Consider the following 17662-nt stretch of genomic DNA (forward strand, 5'->3'; position numbering starts at 1 on the left):
GGTTTGCATAGGCGCCCCCGCCCTCCAGACTGAGACCATGCGTTTCCGGCGCTCCGCCCCCGACCCGCGTCTGAGCGAATTTGTCCAGTGCTACTGGCAGATCGAGGACATGGACCTCGCGTGGCCCGAGCTGAACTACGACATGCCCGAGCGCACCATGCGCCTGATGTTCTCGGCCGAAGCCATCTGGACCGGGCCGAGCGCCGATACGCTGGAACTCGCCCAGCCGGTCGTACTGACCCCTTTCTTGGTGCAGTCGCAACGCCTGGTGGGGCAGGGCCGCCTACGCGTGCTCATGGCCGAGTTGTACCCCTGGGGGGCGCGGCAGTTGCTGGGCTGGACTTCCCAGGAGGCACCGGGTGCCCTGAACACCTCCCTGAGCGCCAGCCCCTGGGGCCGCGAGGTGGTGGCGCTCGTGCGGCTGGGCGAGTGGGCCGCCGCCCAGGAGGCGCTCGAAACCCGGCTGCTGCACCTCGCCGGGGCCCAGGGCGAGACAGGCATGGGCGTGCAGGCGGCCCGCCGCATCTACGAGGCCTCGGGCACGGTGCGCGTGGCCGACCTGGCGGCCGAGCTGGGCCTCAGCCCGCGCACGCTGGAGCGGCAGTTCGCGCAGCAGGTCGGCGTAAGTCCCAAGACCCTGGCCCGCGTGGTGCGCTTCGACGCGGCGAACCTCCGGATTCGCACGGACCCGGAGGTGCCGGTGGCCGAGCTGATCTTCGAGCTGGGGTTCTTCGATCAGGCCCACCTCATCCGGGAGTTCAGGGCGCTGTCCAGCATGACCCCCGGCACCTTTGCCGCCCTCGCCGCGCGCCGCCGCCACGCCCTCGACCTGGACGTGCTGCTGGCGAGCGGCGACCGGCCTCTGGACCTGCCGCTGGACCTGGAGGTGTCGTCCGAGTTCTGGACTGGCCCGGACCAGCCTGAACCGCAATGATCTGGGTTTCGGGGACCGCCGGCGCGGGACTGGGCTTGTGCGGAGGGCGCAGGTGGTCCGGACTGCGGAGCTGAACGCCAAGCGCGCCACGGCTGTCGCATTTTTCCAATGCCGGGAGGGGGCCGCGCCCCTAGCGTGTGCCCATGACCTCTGCCTCCAAACGTCCGCCTCTGTTGCTCCTGCTCTTCACGGTCTTTCTGTTCGGCCTCAGCCTGTCGTTGGTCTTTCCGGTGCTGCCCTTCATCGTGGCGCGTTACGTTTCCGACCCCGGCCAGCAGAGCGTGGTGATCGGGCTGCTGGCGGCCACCACCTCGCTGCTGGCCTTTTTCGGCTCGCCGGTACTCGGTGCCCTGAGCGACGCTTTCGGCCGCCGCCCGGTCATCCTGCTGACCCTGCTCGGCTCGGCGCTGGGCTACCTGCTGTTCGGCATCGGCGGTAGCCTGTTCATGCTGTTCCTGGGGCGCGCGGTCGACGGCGTGGCGGCGGGCGGCATGGGCGCGCTGTTCGCCTACGTCGCCGACAGCACCGAGGAGGACCGGCGCGCCCAGGTCTTTGGACAGATCGGCGCGACGGTCGGCGCCGCCATGATCGTGGGACCAGCGGTGGGCGGCCTGCTCTCGCACTTCGGAACGGGCGTGCCCGTGTTCGTGGCGGCGGGCGTCACCCTGCTCAACCTGCTGTGGGCCTGGGCCGCGCTACCCGAAACCCTGGCCCCCGAAAAGCGCCGGCCGGACTTCGGGCCCGCGCACCTGAACCCGCTGCTGCAACTGCGCGGCGCCCTGGCCTTCCCGCTCGTGCGGCGGCTGGTGACGGTCAGCGCCCTGTTCATCCTGCCGTTCTCGCTCATGCAGGTGGCGCTGCCGATCATGACGCGCGACCTGCTGCACTGGGGGCCGGCGCAGGTGGGCACGGTCCTGATGGTCTCGGGGCTGTGCGACATCGTGGCGCAGGGCATCTTGCTCCCGTACCTCATCCGCGCGCTGGGCGAACGCCGGGTGGCGCAGGCCGGGCTGTGCCTGGGCGTGGTCGGCATGAGCGTGCTGGCGCTGCTGCCCCTGCACCCGCTGGCGGCCTTCGTATACTTGGGCGTGCTGCTGTTGGCGCTGGGCGAGGGCGTCTACACCGCGTGCATGACCACTCTGGTCTCGCTGGCCATTCCCGAAAGCGAACAGGGCCGGGTGCAGGGCGGCGTGCAGGCGGTGGGTGAACTGGCCCAGGTCGCCGGACCGCTCCTGAGCGGTCAGCTGTACTCGCGCCTGGGGCCGTCCGCGACCTTCGGAGCTGGGGCGGCGGTAGCAGTCCTGGCCCTGGGCACCCTGCTGGGCAGCGCCGTGCCCAGGGTGCCGGACGCCAGAGCCGCCGGCTGACCGGGCAGATCAGAGGGGGCGGCATCAGGAAGAGGATTTCCCGGCGCCGCCCCCTCCCCGACTCGGCTCAGCGCGCGCCGAAGTCCTGCACCCAGTAGGTGCGGTAGCTGCTGCTGGCGTTGGCGGCGTACCCCACGCCGAGTTCCTTGAAGCTGCCGTTCATGATGTTGCGGCAGTGCCCCTCGCTCTTGAGCCAGCCGGCCACAACAGTCTCGGGGGTGGTCTGGCCGGCGGCGATGTTCTCGCCGATGGTGTACCACTTGTACCCGGTTGCCGTGATGCGCGCGCTGAAGTCGCGGCCGTCCTGGCTGGTGTGGCTGAAGTAGTTCTTGGCGGCCATGTCGGCGGCGTGCCCCTGCGCGGCCTGTTCGAGCGCGGCGTTGTAGGTCAGCGCGCCGACGGCCGGGAAGGTGGTCGTGCCGCAGGTCTGACCCTGGGCGCGCGCGGCGTTGGTCAGGGCGAGCACGCGGGCCGCGAAGTCGCCGCTGGGGGTGCTGGGGGCCGGTGTGGGCGTAGGCGTGGGTGTGGGGACAGGCGTGGTCGCCGCGCTGCGCACCGTGAGGGGAAAGTCGATGAAGGCTGCGGGATTGTTCGCCAGCGCCGCGCGCACGGTGGCGCTGCCCGCCCCGCGCGCCGTGACCAGGCCGCTCTGGGTCGTGGTCGCCACGCCCGCGTTGCTAGTGGTCCACACGAGCTGTCCGGGAGTGGGGGCCTGGCCGTTCACCTGCACGTTGATCTGTACGGTCTGGGCCACGTTCAGCGTCATGGCGGCGGCGGTGCCCTGGGCGCTCAGCAGTTCGCTGGCCGGAGTGCTCAGGCCGGTGCCCGTATCGGCGGCGGGTGCAGGCGTCCCGGTCTGGCTACAGGCGGCCAGCAACAGCAGGAAGGGCAGGGCGAGCAGACGGGCGCGCGGAGAAACGGTCAGGTGCATGGGCACAGTAGAGCGCCCTTTTTCCTCTTAAGGATGAATTAAAAATTCTCATCTCTCATCAAGTTCTGGGTGGTTGCAGCACGGCCCAGACGGCGCAAGTGTGTCGTTTTCGGCATCAAGCAAAACACATGATTCTCATTTTTAGGATCGGGACAAGGGCGCACGGGGACAGGCGTAAGCTGCCTCCATGTTCGCGCGCCCCGGCCGTTCCGTCTCCTCCGTGCCCGGTTCCGGTGAGGGACCGCCGCCCCGGCGCGATCCCCGGCAGCTCATGCGGCTGCTGGCCTTCGCCCGACCCTACCGCGCGTTGTTCGTGCTGGGGCTTGTCGCTACCCTCATCTCCAGCGGCCTGAATCTGGTGTTTCCGGCCCTGTTCGGACGCCTGATCGACGCCTCCTTCCTGCGGGTGGGCAGCGCCGACACCGGGCCGCTGGACCGCACGGTGCTGGGCCTGCTGGGCATCTTCGCGCTCTCGGCGCTGTTCGGGGCGGCGCAGGCCTACCTGCTGTCGCGGGTGGGGGCGGGGGTGGTCGCCGACCTGCGCCGGGCACTGTTCGGGCACCTGCTCACGCTCTCGCCGCGCTTTTTCGGGGATCACAAGACCGGCGACCTCACCAGCCGCCTCACCTCCGACGTGGGCACGGTCCAGACGGTCACCAGCACGGCTCTGGCACAGCTCGCCGCGCAGTCGGTCAGCCTCGTCGGGGCGGTCGTGCTCCTTATTCTCACCAGCGCCCGCCTGAGCCTGCTGACCCTGGCGATCATTCCGCTCGTCATCGGGACGGCCGTGCTCATCGGGCGCCGGATCCGCCGCGTGAGCCGTGAGGTGCAGGACGCCGTCGCCGGGGCCAACGCCAGCGCCGAGGAAGCCATCAGCGGCGTGCGGGTCGTGCAGAGCTTCACCGCCGAGGCGCAAGAGCGCGGGCGCTACGGCCAGGGCGTGACCCGGAGTTTCCTGGCTGCCCTGCGCCGCGCGCAGCTTCAGGCCCTGATGTCGGGCACCATGAGTTTCCTGGCCTTCGGGTCGCTGGCGCTGGTGCTGTGGTACGGCGGGCGGCAGGTCATGAGCGGCGCCCTGACCCCCGGCGCGCTCGTCACCTTCCTGTTCTATGCCGCCCAGGTGGCGGGTACGGTGGCGGCCCTGACCGGCGTCTTCAACCAGTTCCAGGAGGCGCTCGGAGCCTCGGGGCGCATCTTCGAACTGCTCGACGAACGCAGCGACCTGCCTCAGCCTGCCGCGCCTCTGCCTCTCAAGCGCGCCGAGGGCCGCGTGGCCTTCGTGAACGTGGATTTCCGCTACGGCGACCAGGCGGTGCTGCGCGGCGTGAACTTGGACGTGCCGGCCGGGCAGGTCGTGGCGCTCGTCGGCCCCAGCGGCGCGGGCAAGAGCACCCTGGTCAACCTCATTCCCCGCTTCTGGGACGTGTCGTCGGGCACGCTGAGCATCGACGGCCGCGACGTGCGCGACTACGACCTCGCGGACCTGCGTGCCCAGACCGGCCTCGTGCCGCAGGAGACCCTGCTATTTTCGGGCACGGTGGCTGAGAACATCCTCTACGGCCGCCCCGACGCCTCGCCGGCCGAGGTCGAGGCCGCCGCGCAGGCCGCCAACGCCCACGGCTTCATCACCGCGCTGCCGGAGGGCTACGGCACGCTGGTCGGCGAACGCGGCGTCAAGCTCAGTGGGGGGCAGCGCCAGCGTGTGGCGATTGCCCGCGCGATTCTCAAGGACCCGCGCATCCTGATCCTCGACGAGGCGACCTCGGCCCTGGACAACGAGTCCGAGGTGCTCGTGCAGTCGGCCCTCGACCGCCTGATGGTCGGGCGCACGACCTTCGTCATCGCCCACCGCCTCAGCACCATCCGTAACGCCCACCGGATTCTGGTCATGGACGGCGGCCGGATCGTCGCGGACGGCACCCACGAGGCCCTGCTGGCGGCAGGTGGGCTCTACCGCGACCTCTACGAGTTGCAGTTCCGCGACACCGAACCGGCCCCGGCCCTGAACTGAACGTGGAGAGCGAGCGGCGCGGCCCCGGGAGTGGGGCCGCGCCGCTGCCCTAAGAGGTTCAGGCCTCGCTGCTCTCATCGGTGTCGCGGGTGCGGGCCGTGCCGTCGTCGGCAGTTCCGGTCCGGTCGACCATCGCGCTGCTGCTGAAGATGGCTCCGGGGACGCCCGTCGCGTTGGCGTTGGCGATCACGGGAACGAACGTCTCCTCGCCCGCGCGCCTCGCCTCGCCCTCGACCGGCGAATTGACCACGTTGCTGCTCTCCTGCTCGACTTCTTCCACACTCTTGCCCAGCGGCTCGTTGCCGTAGCGGTTCGAATTGTCGGTCATGTCCCCAGTCTGAGAACCGGGCCTCCCGCTTGCGTGAGGGGAGCCTACGTGCGCCTTCATGGCCTGCCCGCCGCCGGGTCCTGGCCGAGCGCCGCTGTCCGGGGGCGCGAACTCGCTATGCTGGCGCACAGATGAAGGTTCCGTTTTCCGTTCCATTTGCCCGAGCCGAGGGGTCCAGCCATGAGTGAACGCAGCGACCAGATTCTGAAGGCCAGTGGCCTGCCGGACCCGTCCCTGGCGGTTCTGGAGCGCGGGGACGCCCTGTTCGTCCTGACGGCCTCGACCCTGCTGTACCACGACGAGTCCGGCACCCGGCGCGTCACCCTGCGTGACCTCGCCCGGATTCACAGCGACCAGGAGGGCACCCTGCGCGTCGAGACGCCCGCCGGGACCGCCCTGAGCGCCAGTCTGGTGGGCTTTGACCCGGCCGAGGTCCAGGCCTTCTTCCGGCAGGTGCGCGACGTAACCGCGCAGGCCAAGCAGGGGCCGGCGGCGAGCCCAGTGCCAACGACCAGCACAGTGCCGACGGCCAGCCCCACGCCGGGCCCGGTCCCCAGCCTCACCAAGTCGGCCGATCCGGCACCGGCGCCCGCTGCCCGCCCGGTCGTCCATCTGCCCGAGCAGCCGCAGACGGTCGCCGGTCCCGCTTTTCCCGGTGTGGGCACCCAGGGTACGGCTCCGGCCAGTGCGCCGGCGAGCGCTGCCGCGTCCAGCTCTGCTCCGAAGGTCGTGACGCCGCCGCCGCCCCGTCGGCAGGCGGGTGGGGCGCCCGCAGGGGCTGCGCCGGCCTCCGCCCCAGGGACGTCCAGTCAGAAGCAGGCAGGCCAGAAGGCGCCCGCCCAGAATCCGGGAAGCCAGAAACAACCGCCGGCTCCCCAGGCGGCCCCAGCGCCAGCCGCTTCCAGGCCGTCGGCCACGCCATCTACCGTCCTGCCGGTGCCAAGTGGGCCAGCCCCCACTACACTCGTCGCCGCAGCCGCCCCGGCCGAAGCGCCGCAGGCTGCGTCCCTGTCCACGGTGTCGGCCCCCCTGGGCGACGCCCAGGCCGATCTGCTGGCGCAGGCGGGCTCGGTGGCGGGCCTCGGCGGGCGCCTGCGCCTCCTGGCCGTGATCCTGATGCTCGCGGCCCTGGGGCTGGCGTACTTCCTGTATACCGCCGAAACGCCTCAGCCCCTGAACGCCCTGTGGGTCATCGTCGCTGGGGGCGTGGGCGCGGTCGCGCTGACGGTCCTCGCTGCCCTGACCCGTCTGCTCGCCACCCTGGCGCAGGTCGTCGGGTCGCGGGGGAACGGTGACGGCTGAGGCCGCCTCCGGCCCGCGTCCGGCGCACCACGACCTCCTGATCGGGGCGGTGGCGACTCCCTCGCTGTCGGGCGAGGAAGGAGCGGTGGCCGAGTTCCTGCGCGGCTGGATGGCGGATCACGACTTCGCGGCGCACGTTGACGAGGCCGGGAACGCGGTCGGTATTCGGGGGTCTGGTCCCCGGACGGTCGTGCTGCTGGGCCATATGGATACCGTGCCCGGCGAGATTCCGGTGCGGGTAGACGAGCAGGGGGTGCTGCACGGGCGCGGCAGCGTGGACGCCAAGGGCAGCCTGTGCACCTTCGCGGCGGCGGTGGCGGCCCTGCCCCCGGAGGCGCTGGCGGCGGCCCGGTTCGTGGTGATCGGCGCGACCGAGGAGGAGGCCCCCAGCAGCCGGGGCGCTCGCCATGCCCTGACGGCCTACGTACCCGACGCCGTGTTCATCGGCGAACCGAGCGGCTGGGACGCCCTGACACTGGGGTATAAGGGCCGCCTGGTCGCGCGAGTGCGGACCGAGAAGGACAACTTCCACACGGCCGGTGAGGGTACGAGCGCCGCCGACGACCTCACCGAGGGCTGGTTCCGCGTGCGCGCCTGGGCGGCCGGGGTAGGGGGGCCGGACGCGGGCATCTTCGCCCAGGTGCAGGCCACCCTGCAGGACCTCGGCTCTAGCGTCGACGGCCTGCGGCAGCGGGCCTGGGCGACCGTTGGCCTGCGTCTGCCGCCGGGACTCTCCCCAGAGGAGGCCGGCGAGGCGATCGTCGGCGCCTTCTCGGACCTGGGCGCCGAGGTGACGCTGCTGGGCCACGAACACGCGGTCCGCCATCCGCGCGACAACGCGCTGACGCGGGCGCTGCGGGTCGCCATCCGCGCGGCGGGAGGAACGCCGGTCTTCAAGGTCAAGACCGGCACGAGTGACATGAACGTGGTCGCCCCTCACTGGCCGGTGCCCACCGCCGCCTACGGCCCCGGCGACAGCGCGCTGGACCACACCCCCGAGGAGCGGCTCTCGCTCGACGAGTACGACCGCGCGGTGGCAGTCCTGACCGACGCCCTGACCCGGTTGGCCCACACGCTGCCGCCCGCCCACTGAGGGCCGTCGTATGACCCCAGTCCTGTTGTTGCTGGCGCTGTTTGTCGTTGCGCTGGTGCTGTTCGCCACCGAGTGGTTGCCGGTCGACGTAACGGCCCTATGCCTGCTGGGGGCGCTGCTGCTGCTGGGGCTGCTGACCCCGGCCGAGGCGTTCGCGGGGTTCGGCAGCGATACGGTGCTCACGCTGGCGAGCCTCTTTATTCTCACCCAGGTCCTGCTGCGGGCCGGCGTCATCGAGTGGATCGGGACTGCCCTGACCCGGCGCGTACGCAGCGCTCCGCGTCTGCTCCGGGCCATGCTGGGGACGGTGGCAGGCGTGAGCGCCTTTACCAGCAACACGGCGACCACGGCGGTGTTCCTGCCAGTCGTCTCGGGCGTGTCGCGCCGCGCGGGGCTGCCGGCCAGCCGCGTCCTCATGCCTCTGGCCTTTTCCAGCATCCTGGGCGGCACGGTTACCGTGATCGGCACGAGCACCAACCTCGTGGTGTCGGGCGCGCTGCCGGCCAGCGGGTTGCGGCCCCTGGGCTTTTTCGAGCTGGCCTGGGTGGGCGTGCCGGTGGCGGTCGCCGGCCTGCTGTACCTGTTTTTCGTTGCGCCCCGGCTACTGCCCGTACGGGACGCCGCCGCCCAGGACACGCTGCGTCCTTACCTCGCTGACCTCACCGTGGCGGCGGGCAGTCCCCTGATCAGCCAGACGCTGCGCACGGGCAACCTGGGCCGCGACCACGGCCTGACCGTGGTGTCGGTGGACCGCGCCGGGCAGATGTTCTCTGCCCCCGGGGCCGAGTTCCGGATCGAGGAGGGCGACCGTCTGGCCGCCGAGGGGCCCACCGAGCGCATCCTGGCGGCCCGCACCCACCTGGGACTGGTGAGCCACGGCGAACGCCGGCAGCAGGAGGAGCGGCCCGGAGAGGCCCGGCTGGTCGAGGTGGCCGTGCTGCCGGGCGCGCCTGTGCTCGGGCGCACGCTGCGCGAGTCGCGCTTCCGCGAGCGCTACGGGTGCAGCGTCCTGGCCCTGCACCGCCGCTCGCGGCCCGAGGCCCACCTGGGCCGGGTACGGGTGCAGGTGGGCGACGTGCTGCTGGTGCAGGGGCCGGCCGAACGGGTCTCGGCCCTCGGGGACGCGCTGGTGGTCCTGGGTGACCTGACCGAGCAGCAGCGCGACCTTCGCCGGGCGCCGCTGGCCCTTCTGCTGTTCGCCGGAGCGGTCCTGGCCGGGGCGACCGGCCTGCTGCCGCTGGGGGTCGCAGTGGTGGTGGCCGTGGCCCTCGCGCTGGCCCTGCGCCTGATCTCGCCCGAGGAAGCCTACCGCAGCGTCGAGTGGCCGGTAATCGTGCTCGTGGCCTGCATGCTGGCCTTCGGGGGCGCGTTCGAGGACACGGGCGCGGCCCGGGTCATCACCGGGGCACTCTCGGGCGTGCTCGAGCCGCTGGGCCCGTATGGTCTGCTCGGAGCGCTATTCGTGGTGACGGTGGTCCTGACCCAGCCCATGAGCAACCAGGCCGCGGCTCTGGTCATGTTGCCCCTCACCATCGGCACGGCCCAGACGCTGGGGTACGATCCCCGGCCCTTCGTGATCGGCATCACGATCGCGGCGAGCAACTCCTTCATCACTCCGCTGGAACCCTCCTGCATGCTCGTGTACGGCCCCGGCCGCTACACTTTTTTCGACTTCGTGCGGGTGGGCCTGGGCCTGACCCTCCTGACCTTTGCAGTGTCCATGTTCGTCATTCCACTCGTGTGGCCCTTTCAGTCTCCGTGAGGTCCTGATGTCTCCCGATGCCCGTTCCACTCTCGGTGACTGGTTGCGTGCTCTGCTGCCACGCCCCTGCCCTGGCTGCGGCGCGCAGCTCGGTACGGCGGCGGGCCTGTGCGCCGCGTGCCGCGCGGCCCTGCGTGTGCGGACCGAGAGTCACTCGCCATTGAGTGGGCGCGTGACCCCTCATCTCCTGAGCTGCGGGCCGTATCAGGGCGTGGCCCGGCGCAGCGTGCGGGCCCTGAAGTACGGCGGCGCGCGCGAGGTGGCCGTGCCGCTGGGCGAGCTGCTCGCCGCCGCGGTCCCCCCAAGCTGGAACGTGGCGGCGGTGGTGCCGGTGCCCCTGCACCCGGCCCGACAGCGGGAGCGCGGCTACAACCAGGCGGAACTGCTGGCGCGGGCCATTGCCCACCGCTTGGGCGTGCCCTGCGTGCCGGCGCTGGAACGCACCCGCGCCACTGCCCAGCAGGCCCGGCAACAGGTCGGGGACCGGCAGGCCAACCTCGCTGGGGCCTTCCGGGTGTGCGGCGCGCTGCCTCCAGGGACCGTGCTGCTCGTCGACGATGTGGCGACCACCGGCAGCACGCTGCTGGCCTGCCGCGACGCTCTGCTCGCCGCCGGCCCACGCGAGCTGCGGTATGCAGTCGTCGCGCGCTGAGCCGGCCTTCAGAGCTGCTCTGGAGGCCTGTGGAGGTGCCCGCCGTTGCCCCGGTGGGAGAAACCGCTCAGCCGGCGGGCCGGAGGCTTACTGCGCCGTCTGGGGCAGCCGCTCGCCGGCGCGCACGGCCACGCCCAGGCGGTTGCCGGCGGGGGGCAGGGGACAGGTCCAGCCGTCGCCGTAGGCGCAGTAGGGATGGTAGGCGAGGTTGAAGTCGAGCTGCACGAGCGCTTCGCCGCCGGGACCACGCGATACCGGGGCGTCGAGATACCGGCCCGCGCCGTAGGTCTCCGGGCCGCTGGTGGCGTCACGGAAGGGAATGAATACGCGCGCCGGGTCCTGCTCGCCGAGGGGCGCGAAGACGCTCAGCAGCTGCTCGCCGCCGGGCAGCGGGAGGCGCACCCGCCCGGCAAGGGCCATCTGGCGTGGCTGGCCGGTGCTCGTCTCCAGCGTGACCTCGCCCGCGTCCTGCGCGCTGGGCGCTTCCAGCGGCGCGCCCAGGGCCCAGGTCTCGTCGGGGGCGTAGTAGCTCAGCCCCTGGAACCGGCCCAGCGCCTCTCCCTGAATGGGGCCGCGCCCGGCCGCGAAATGCTCGTCCTTGCGGCGGCGGAACTCGGTGATCGCTCCGGCGTGCAGGTCGCCCGGCGCTCCGGCGCTCACCAGTCCACCTCCACGCGCTGCCCCGCGTACTCGACGACGTCGCCCCGGCGCAGCTTTTTGCGCCTCCGGGTCTCGATGTCGCCGTTCAGGCGGACCTCGCCGCCCTGCACGCGGAACTTGGCCTCACCGCCGGTTTCCACCAGCCCGCGCAGTTTCAGAAAACTCTGCAGGTCGATGGTATCGGCGTCGTCGGGGGTCTGGGCATAGCGGGTCATGCCGGCCAGGGTAGCAGGGGCGCGCGGATCAGGGTGTGGTTGGCGTGGTCCCGGGCGGAGTCGTTGCGGGAGGCGACGTGACGGGCGGCACGGTTGCGGGCGGGGTCGCCCCGGGGGTCGTGGGGGTCGGCGTGGTTGCTGGGGCTGTGGCGGGCGCCGCAGCTGGAGGGGTCGCGGACGCGGGGGTGGCCGTTGAGGCGGGCGCAGGGGTGGCTGGCGTGGCCTGTGCCGGAGCCGCGTTCAGGGCGGTGGTGTACTGCGCGCTGAACAGCCGCAGGTCGGCGTCGTCCACCTTGCGGTCCTGGTTCAGGTCGCCGTATTGCGGCGAGGTCTTGCCGAAGTTCTCCATCAGCAGGGCGAGGTCGGCAAGGTCGACAGCGCCGTCGCCGTTCAGGTCCGCGCCCCCGAACCGTTTCTGCGCGGCCTCGGGAGTCCAGGCCGTGAGCTTGAACTCGTCCTGAAGCTGCCGCCGCACTGCCTCGGTCAACGTGAGTGGCCCCTGCGGGTTGAACTCCAGGCGCCGTTCGCCGCCCACCACGACCACCCGCGCCGACACGTCGGGGTTGAAAGGGGCGTCGCTGACCCCGACGCCTCCCAGCGTCAGGGTCGGCCCCGAGCTGTCGTCGAGGGTAAAGGGCACCTCGCGCGTCGAGAGGGCGGCCAGGGCGGCCAGGGTCGCCTGCCGCATCGCCTCGCCCTGGGGCCGCAGCTTGAGGCCCACCGCGCCCGCCTGTGCCAGTAGCGCCGCCGCCAGCAGCGCGCCCATCCGCGCGGCGCGGCGCATCAGCGCTTCTCCCGCGCCGCGCGGATGGCGTCGCGCAGGGCCGTGGGGTCGGTGATGAGGGTCACGGCCGGATCACCCGGAGCAGGGGAGGAAGTGCTGGTCGTCGCCGCACTCCCCGCGGGCGACACCGAAACCGCTCCGTTCGTGACCGGGTACAGCCCCTGGTTGAAGCCCACGAGCGGGCTGTCGGCGCGGCGGCTATACAGCAGGACGAAGACCTCCTGGCCGCCGCCCAGGGCCGGCAGGTCCTGCACGCCCTGGAGAAAGAACAGCGCGGGCTGGCCCAGGTGCTGCGGCAGGCTGGCGGCGTCGCCGGCCACCGTCTCGGTGACAGTCAGTGGATAGACCGTGTAGGTCACGTCGCCCTCTTTGGCCGTGGTCGGCGTGCCGAGGGTCGCGCGCACGATCACCTCGGCCTTCTGGGCCTGCTGCGCCAGGGTCAGGGGAGTGACGGCCGTCGCCCCGGCCACGGCGGACCACAGGGTCAGCGCGGCGGCGCCCGCCAGCAGCGCCCGCTTCATGGCTGACCTCCGACGGGCGGCGTCACCGGGTTGGTCGGCGTGGTCGGCACGGTGCCGGGGCCGGTGGGAACTGGGGTGCCCGGTGTGGTCGGCGTGCCGGTCGCCGGGTCGCTGGTCGGCAACGGCGCTGGAGCTACGGAGGGCGAGGGCAGGGGAGAAGAGTCGGTCGGTGAGGTGCCCGGCGGGGTCTGCGCTGGGGTGGTCTGGGCTGGGGTGGTGCCCGAGGCCGGGACAGTTGGAGTCGCTGGGGTGACGGCCGGGGTCGTCTCCGGCGTGACCTGCGCGGGCGCGGGCGGCTGCTTCTCGCCCAGGACCTTGCCGGCGCCGTCGCGCGACTCGTACCAGAACAGGGTGCTGTTCAGGCTGACGGCCTTGGTGGGTTTCACGGTGATCAGGGCGACGCGGGCGCCGGCGCGCGGCACGGTCTTGAAGCCCAGGTCCAGCGAGAGCACCTGCCCCTGCTGGCGCCAGAACACCGGGTTTCCGCTCTCGGCGGCCTGCACCCGCGTGACCTGCACGTCCGGCCCCAGGTCCCAGGTGACGCGGGCGGCGCGGGCGCTGCGCGGCGCCTTGATCATCACCGGCACGCGCGTCTCGCCGCGAATCTCGCCGGTGGGCAGGGTGGGTTCCAGCGACAGGGGCGGCAGGTCGTTGACGTTCAGGGTGTAGGTCTGGACCTTGTTGCTCAGGTTGGCGTCGCTGGCCTCGACGGTGAACTGAAAGGCCCCGCGCGCGCTCGGCGTGCCCGAGAGGGTGCCGCCCGAAAAACGCAGGCCCGGCGGCAGCGTGCCGCCCGCGACCCGGTAGCCGTAGGGCCCGACGCCCCCGGCTACGGTCAGCGAGGCGCTGAACGGCTCGTTCACGTAGGCGGCCGGCAGGGAGGCGGCCGCGAAGGTCAGGGGGTCGGTGCGCGCCGACAGGCCGGTGCTCGTGCCGCTGGTCGTCGCGCCGCAGCCGCTGAGCAGCGCCGCGCCCAGCAGCAGGGGCAACGCCGCGTGCCGCGCCCGGCGACAGGGAACTCGTGGAGGCATGGCCCCAGTCTAGCCGGGCCACATGAGGCGGATGGGCCGGTGTGCCGCCCGGTGCGCAGCTTCGGGAAGTGGCCTGCTCCCCTGATCAGGGAAAGACGGCGTAGAGGTCCACCCGCGAGGCAGGCTTCACGTCGTCGCGCGCCGCGATGCCGATGGTGACGTTGCCACTGCCCTGGTTGCTCAGGCGCGCGAGCAGGTTGACGAAATCGCTGACTTCCAGCCCCTGGTTGCTGATGGCGTCGCTCGGCACGCCGCGCGTGGTCAGGTCCAGCACCGTGTCCTGCACGAGTTCGCTGAGCTGAGACTGCACGGCCCGCGCGTCGCCCAGGCGCACGGTCACGCGCCGGATGGGAACGCCGGCGCGGTACAGCACACTGTTGGGCCGTGCGTCGCAGCTCAGGTCCACCGGAAAGCCGGCCGGACTGTTCTGGGCCGCCCAGCACTGCACGAAGCTGCTCGTGTTCAGGCCGCGCAGCTTGGTTTCCAGCGCGCCCCGGCTGCTGCTGTTCAGGCGCGCGGCCGGGCCGCCGTCGTTGCCGCGCGCGCCCTGGGCCTGCGCCGCGCTCGCCGCCAGGGCGAAGAAGGTGTCGAGGTTGCGCACGCTGGGCACTAGCCCGGCGTACACGAGGTCGTTCTTGGGGTAGGCCAGCACGGCGTTGCGGCTGGCACTGAGTTCGGTGCGGGCGCTGGAGTATTCGTCCTGCAACTGGCCCAGGCTGGCCTGTGCGCTGGCGAGCTGCGTGGAGAGCGCGCCGTTGCTGGCCCGCAGCTGGGTCTGCTGCGCGCGCAGCGCCGTGAGGTCCTGGCGCACGCGGTCGCGCTCCTGGGTGGCCTGGGTACGCTGCGCCACCAGGGCGTCGCGCTCGGCGGCGAGGCGGTCACGGGCCTGCTGCGCCTGAAGCTGCTGGGCCTGCGCCTGGCGGGCCTGTGTCTGGGCCTGCTCGGCCTGCGCCTGGGCCTGCTGCGCCTGGGCCTGCGCCTGAGCGCGTGCCCCGGTTGCCGTGGCCGCCGCTTGGCGCAGCGCCGTGAGTTGCGTGTTCAGTGCACCGACCTGCGCCTGGGCCTCGCGCTGCGCGCCCAGGGCCGACTGCCGGGCCGCCTCGGCGCGGACCTGGGCCGCGCGCGCACTTGCCTGCTCGGCCAGAGCACGGGCCTGGGCCTGCTCGCTCTGGGCCTGCGCCCGCTCGCTCTTGACCTGGGCGTCGTCGGCGCGGGCCTGGGCACTCTGCGCCTCCTGCTCGGCCTGGGCGCTGCGCAGCGAGAGGTCGAGCACCTGCGCGTCGAGGGCCTGGGCCCGCGTCCGGCTGGCCTCCAGCGCCGACTGCGACTGCGCGAGGCGGTCGCGGCTGGCCTGCGCCTGGGCTTCGAGGTCGCGCCGCAGGGCCGAAAGCTCGGTCACGCGGTTCTGGAGGGCCCGGCGCTGCGCTTCCAGTCCGGCCTGTGCGGCGCGCGCGGCCGTGAGATCCGTGCGGGCGGCCCCCACCTCAGTCAGGGCCTGGGCGCGCTCACGGCGCAGCCGCTCGGCACCGGCCTGGGCCGCGTCGCGCTCCAGCTGCGCGGCGTTCAGGTCGGCCTGCACCGACCCCACCTCGCGGCGCAGCGACTCGATCTGCGGCCGCAGCTGGTCGGCCTGCGCGATGGTCTGCACGGCGCTGCGGTTGAGCAGCAAGAAGGCCGCGAGGCTCGCCAAGCTGATGCCCATGCCCGAGAGCACCGCGACCACGAGCGCCGTCTGCTTGGGCCGCAGCCCGAACCAGCGCAGGTGTTTGCGCCCCACCTTCTTGGCGATGGTATCGGCCGCATAGGCGACGACGCCCGAAAGCAGGACGACGAAAGGCAAAAACAGCCACAGCATCGGTGCGCCCCGCCCTACAGCTCGAAGTCTTCGCCCAGGTAGTACTGCCGGGCGTCCTCGTCCCGCGCGAACTCCTGGGGCGTGCCGTCGAACTTCACGGTGCCGTCGAACATCAGGTACACCCGGTCACACAGCGCGATAGTCTCGCGCACGTTGTGGTCGGTAATGAACACCCCGATACCCCGGCGGTCGCGCAGCTCGCGGATCAGGCGCTGGATCTCGCGGATGCTCTTGGGGTCCACCCCGGTAAACGGCTCGTCGAGCAGCAGGTAGTCGGGGTCGGTGGTCAGGGCGCGGGCGAGTTCCAACCTCCGCCGCTCGCCGCCCGAGAGCTGGTAGGCGAGGCTGTTCGCCAGGTGGGTCAGCCCGAACTCGGCGAGCAGCGCGTCGGCGCGGGCCTCCTGTTCGGCGCGCGGCAGGTCCTGATATTCCAGGATCGCCAGGAGATTGTCGCGGGCCGAGAGCTTGCGAAAGGCGCTGGGTTCCTGCGGCAGGTAGCCCAGGCCCAGGCGGGCACGCTCGTGCATGGGCAGGCGCGTCACGTCGCGCTCGCCCAGGGTGATGTGGCCGCCGCCGGGGCGCACGAAGCCCACCAACATGTAGAACGAGGTGGTCTTGCCCGCACCGTTGGGGCCGAACAGGGCCACGATCTCGCCGGGACGGACCGTGAAATCCACCCCGCGCACGACCGTACGCCGGCCGTAATTCTTGGTCAGGCCCGAGGCGACCAGTTCCGGCCGGCCACGCGCGGCCGCCGTCTGCTCCGGGCCACCTGCGGGGCGGGGCGAAACCGGGGCCGAGGGCGGGGCGCTGGGGGCGGGAGAGGTCACGTTCACGAGCCTAGCACGCCTGTTTTAGGGGTCGGTGAGCCTTGTCACGCCCCGCGCTGGGCGGGGGTAGACTGCCCCCATCATGCTGCTGACCATCATCGTGCTCGACTCCGTGGGCGTGGGTGAACTGCCCGACGCCGCCGCCTTCGGGGACGTGGGCGCCCACACCCTGAACCACACCCTGGCCGCCGCGCCCGCCGCGCTGCCGAACCTCGCCGCGCTGGGGCTGGGCCGCGTGCCGACCGTGCAGACCTCGCCGGAGACGGTGCCCGCTGCTCCGGACGTGCGCGGCGGCTACGGCCGGATGCGCGAGGTCAGCCCCGGCAAGGACACCTCGACCGGCCACTGGGAGTTCATGGGCGTGCAGCTCCAGCATCCCTTTCAGGTGTTTCCCGACGGCTTTCCACCCGCCGTCATGGACCGTTTCGACGCGGCGACCGGGCGCGGCCACCTGTGCAACCGGCCCTACAGCGGCACCGATGTGATCCGCGACTTCGGTCCCGAACACCTGGAAACCGGCGCGCCTATCGTCTACACGAGTGCCGACAGCGTGTTCCAGATCGCCGCGCACGAGGACGTCGTACCGCTGGAGACCCTGTACGCGTGGTGTGCCGCCGCCCGCGAGATTCTTCAGGGCGAGTTCGCCGTGGCGCGCGTGATCGCCCGGCCCTTCCGGGGCGAGTTCCCCTTCGAGCGGGCCAACGAGCACCGCCGCGACTTCTCGCTCGTACCGCCGCCGACCGTGCTGAACGCCGTCGAGGACGCGGGGCAGTCGGTCGTGGGCATCGGCAAGATTCCCGACATCTACGCCGACCGGGGCATCACCGAGAGCATCCATACTGACAACAACGCCGACGGGATCGCCAAGACGCTCGCGCGGATGCGCCGGGCCGCGCAGGCGGGCGAGTCGGGACTGATCTTCACCAACCTTGTGGACTTCGACGCCAAGTTCGGCCACCGCCGCGACCCGGCCGGCTACAGCGCCGCGCTGGCCGAGTTCGACGCCGCGCTGCCCGAGTTGCTCGCGGCCGTACCGGAAGAAGGCGCGCTGCTGATCTTGTCGGACCACGGCAACGACCCGACCTGGCGCGGCAGCGACCACACGCGCGAACACGGCCTGCTGCTGGCCTACCGCCCCGGCATCGGCGCGGTAGACCTGGGCGAGCGGGCCACCTTCGCCGATGTGGGCGCGACCGCTGCCGAGGCGCTGGGGGCGCAGTGGACCGGGCCGGGTGAGAGCTTCTGGACGCTTCTGACCTGAAGCCGGAAGCGGCCCAGGCGCAGGGGGGGGCGGAGGACCGGCCGCTTCTGCCCTCGCCGGACCCGGCTCCGGTCCTAGCCAGCTTTCAGGACGGCCCCGAGGCCTTCAGCCTGACGCTGGCGCTG

General features: G+C 72.0%; 17 protein-coding genes. 8 read left to right on the top strand and 9 right to left on the bottom strand.

Annotated elements, in window-relative coordinates:
* The first annotated feature begins 37 nt into the window (after window positions 1–37).
* Window positions 38–934: a helix-turn-helix domain-containing protein gene (locus ASF71_RS21145; RefSeq protein ID WP_056303803.1), complete on the top strand. Its 897-nt coding sequence runs from the start codon at window positions 38–40 to the stop codon at window positions 932–934.
* Window positions 935–1077: 143 nt separating this feature from the next.
* Window positions 1078–2301 (top strand): MFS transporter, encoded by a 1224-nt coding sequence (locus ASF71_RS21150; protein ID WP_056303805.1) that lies wholly within the window; start codon window positions 1078–1080, stop codon window positions 2299–2301.
* A gap of 67 nt (window positions 2302–2368) precedes the next feature.
* On the opposite strand, the gene ASF71_RS23285 is transcribed toward ASF71_RS21150, so the two are convergent.
* Window positions 2369–3232, bottom strand: a complete 864-nt coding sequence (locus tag ASF71_RS23285) for a CAP domain-containing protein (protein ID WP_156373027.1) — start codon at window positions 3230–3232, stop codon at window positions 2369–2371.
* Window positions 3233–3503: 271 nt separating this feature from the next.
* Here ASF71_RS23285 and ASF71_RS21160 point away from each other — a divergent pair, with 271 nt between their 5' ends.
* Complete coding sequence (locus tag ASF71_RS21160; RefSeq protein ID WP_056303806.1) at window positions 3504–5243, top strand: ABC transporter ATP-binding protein; 1740 nt, start codon at window positions 3504–3506, stop codon at window positions 5241–5243.
* 58 nt (window positions 5244–5301) lie between these two features.
* Here the strand turns inward: ASF71_RS21160 and ASF71_RS21165 are convergent, their stop codons facing one another.
* Window positions 5302–5571, bottom strand: a complete 270-nt coding sequence (locus tag ASF71_RS21165) for a hypothetical protein (RefSeq protein WP_056303808.1) — start codon at window positions 5569–5571, stop codon at window positions 5302–5304.
* Window positions 5572–5751: 180 nt separating this feature from the next.
* On the opposite strand from ASF71_RS21165, the gene ASF71_RS21170 reads away from it, so the two are divergent.
* Genes ASF71_RS21170 through ASF71_RS21185 form a run of 4 tightly spaced genes read left to right on the top strand, consistent with a single transcriptional unit; the run spans window position 5752 to window position 10380 of the window.
* On the top strand, window positions 5752–6873 hold the full coding sequence (locus tag ASF71_RS21170; protein WP_056303810.1) for a hypothetical protein: 1122 nt from the start codon (window positions 5752–5754) through the stop codon (window positions 6871–6873).
* Window positions 6863–7966 (top strand): [LysW]-lysine hydrolase, encoded by a 1104-nt coding sequence (locus ASF71_RS21175; RefSeq protein ID WP_056303813.1) that lies wholly within the window; start codon window positions 6863–6865, stop codon window positions 7964–7966. The genes ASF71_RS21170 and ASF71_RS21175 overlap by 11 nt, the downstream gene beginning before the upstream one ends.
* Before the next feature lie 10 nt (window positions 7967–7976).
* Window positions 7977–9728, top strand: a complete 1752-nt coding sequence (locus ASF71_RS21180; protein WP_056303815.1) for an SLC13 family permease — start codon at window positions 7977–7979, stop codon at window positions 9726–9728.
* A 7-nt stretch (window positions 9729–9735) separates the two neighbouring features.
* Entirely contained in the window at window positions 9736–10380 is a 645-nt protein-coding gene (locus ASF71_RS21185; RefSeq protein WP_056303817.1) for a ComF family protein, read from the top strand.
* A gap of 87 nt (window positions 10381–10467) precedes the next feature.
* Here the strand turns inward: ASF71_RS21185 and ASF71_RS21190 are convergent, their stop codons facing one another.
* From ASF71_RS21190 to lptB, 7 genes are all read right to left on the bottom strand, one after another.
* A complete protein-coding gene (locus ASF71_RS21190) occupies window positions 10468–11040 on the bottom strand; it encodes a DUF1684 domain-containing protein (protein WP_200939760.1) in 573 nt (190 codons plus the stop codon).
* A complete protein-coding gene (locus tag ASF71_RS21195; protein ID WP_056303819.1) occupies window positions 11037–11255 on the bottom strand; it encodes an RNA-binding S4 domain-containing protein in 219 nt (72 codons plus the stop codon). The genes ASF71_RS21190 and ASF71_RS21195 overlap by 4 nt, the downstream gene beginning before the upstream one ends.
* 28 nt (window positions 11256–11283) lie before the next feature.
* Window positions 11284–12039: a dockerin type I domain-containing protein gene (locus tag ASF71_RS21200; protein ID WP_235514668.1), complete on the bottom strand. Its 756-nt coding sequence runs from the start codon at window positions 12037–12039 to the stop codon at window positions 11284–11286.
* Window positions 12039–12560: a hypothetical protein gene (locus ASF71_RS21205; protein ID WP_056303821.1), complete on the bottom strand. Its 522-nt coding sequence runs from the start codon at window positions 12558–12560 to the stop codon at window positions 12039–12041. The genes ASF71_RS21200 and ASF71_RS21205 overlap by 1 nt, the downstream gene beginning before the upstream one ends.
* Window positions 12557–13591, bottom strand: a complete 1035-nt coding sequence (locus ASF71_RS21210; protein ID WP_235514669.1) for an Ig domain-containing protein — start codon at window positions 13589–13591, stop codon at window positions 12557–12559. Before ASF71_RS21210 ends, ASF71_RS21205 begins: the two co-directional genes overlap by 4 nt.
* A gap of 85 nt (window positions 13592–13676) precedes the next feature.
* Window positions 13677–15446, bottom strand: coding sequence for a DUF3084 domain-containing protein (locus ASF71_RS21215; RefSeq protein ID WP_056303822.1), 1770 nt, complete (start codon window positions 15444–15446; stop codon window positions 13677–13679).
* A 14-nt stretch (window positions 15447–15460) separates the two neighbouring features.
* Window positions 15461–16276: an LPS export ABC transporter ATP-binding protein gene (gene lptB / locus ASF71_RS21220; RefSeq protein ID WP_369815036.1), complete on the bottom strand. Its 816-nt coding sequence runs from the start codon at window positions 16274–16276 to the stop codon at window positions 15461–15463.
* Between the two features lie 82 nt (window positions 16277–16358).
* Here lptB and ASF71_RS21225 point away from each other — a divergent pair, with 82 nt between their 5' ends.
* Complete coding sequence (locus ASF71_RS21225) at window positions 16359–17537, top strand: phosphopentomutase (protein WP_056303824.1); 1179 nt, start codon at window positions 16359–16361, stop codon at window positions 17535–17537.
* The last annotated feature ends 125 nt before the right edge of the window (window positions 17538–17662 follow it).

It is taken from the genome of Deinococcus sp. Leaf326, from assembly GCF_001424185.1.
Lineage (GTDB): Bacteria > Deinococcota > Deinococci > Deinococcales > Deinococcaceae > Deinococcus.

Coding starts and splice junctions, on each gene's coding strand:
- ASF71_RS21145 (WP_056303803.1), top strand. CDS start 38: ATGCGTTTCCGGCGCTCCGCCCCCGACCCGCGTCTGAGCGAATTTGTC.
- ASF71_RS21150 (WP_056303805.1), top strand. CDS start 1,078: ATGACCTCTGCCTCCAAACGTCCGCCTCTGTTGCTCCTGCTCTTCACG.
- ASF71_RS23285 (WP_156373027.1), bottom strand. CDS start 3,232: ATGCACCTGACCGTTTCTCCGCGCGCCCGTCTGCTCGCCCTGCCCTTC.
- ASF71_RS21160 (WP_056303806.1), top strand. CDS start 3,504: ATGCGGCTGCTGGCCTTCGCCCGACCCTACCGCGCGTTGTTCGTGCTG.
- ASF71_RS21165 (WP_056303808.1), bottom strand. CDS start 5,571: ATGACCGACAATTCGAACCGCTACGGCAACGAGCCGCTGGGCAAGAGT.
- ASF71_RS21170 (WP_056303810.1), top strand. CDS start 5,752: ATGAGTGAACGCAGCGACCAGATTCTGAAGGCCAGTGGCCTGCCGGAC.
- ASF71_RS21180 (WP_056303815.1), top strand. CDS start 7,977: ATGACCCCAGTCCTGTTGTTGCTGGCGCTGTTTGTCGTTGCGCTGGTG.
- ASF71_RS21185 (WP_056303817.1), top strand. CDS start 9,736: ATGTCTCCCGATGCCCGTTCCACTCTCGGTGACTGGTTGCGTGCTCTG.
- ASF71_RS21195 (WP_056303819.1), bottom strand. CDS start 11,255: ATGACCCGCTATGCCCAGACCCCCGACGACGCCGATACCATCGACCTG.
- ASF71_RS21200 (WP_235514668.1), bottom strand. CDS start 12,039: ATGCGCCGCGCCGCGCGGATGGGCGCGCTGCTGGCGGCGGCGCTACTG.
- ASF71_RS21205 (WP_056303821.1), bottom strand. CDS start 12,560: ATGAAGCGGGCGCTGCTGGCGGGCGCCGCCGCGCTGACCCTGTGGTCC.
- ASF71_RS21210 (WP_235514669.1), bottom strand. CDS start 13,591: ATGCCTCCACGAGTTCCCTGTCGCCGGGCGCGGCACGCGGCGTTGCCC.
- ASF71_RS21215 (WP_056303822.1), bottom strand. CDS start 15,446: ATGCTGTGGCTGTTTTTGCCTTTCGTCGTCCTGCTTTCGGGCGTCGTC.
- ASF71_RS21225 (WP_056303824.1), top strand. CDS start 16,359: ATGCTGCTGACCATCATCGTGCTCGACTCCGTGGGCGTGGGTGAACTG.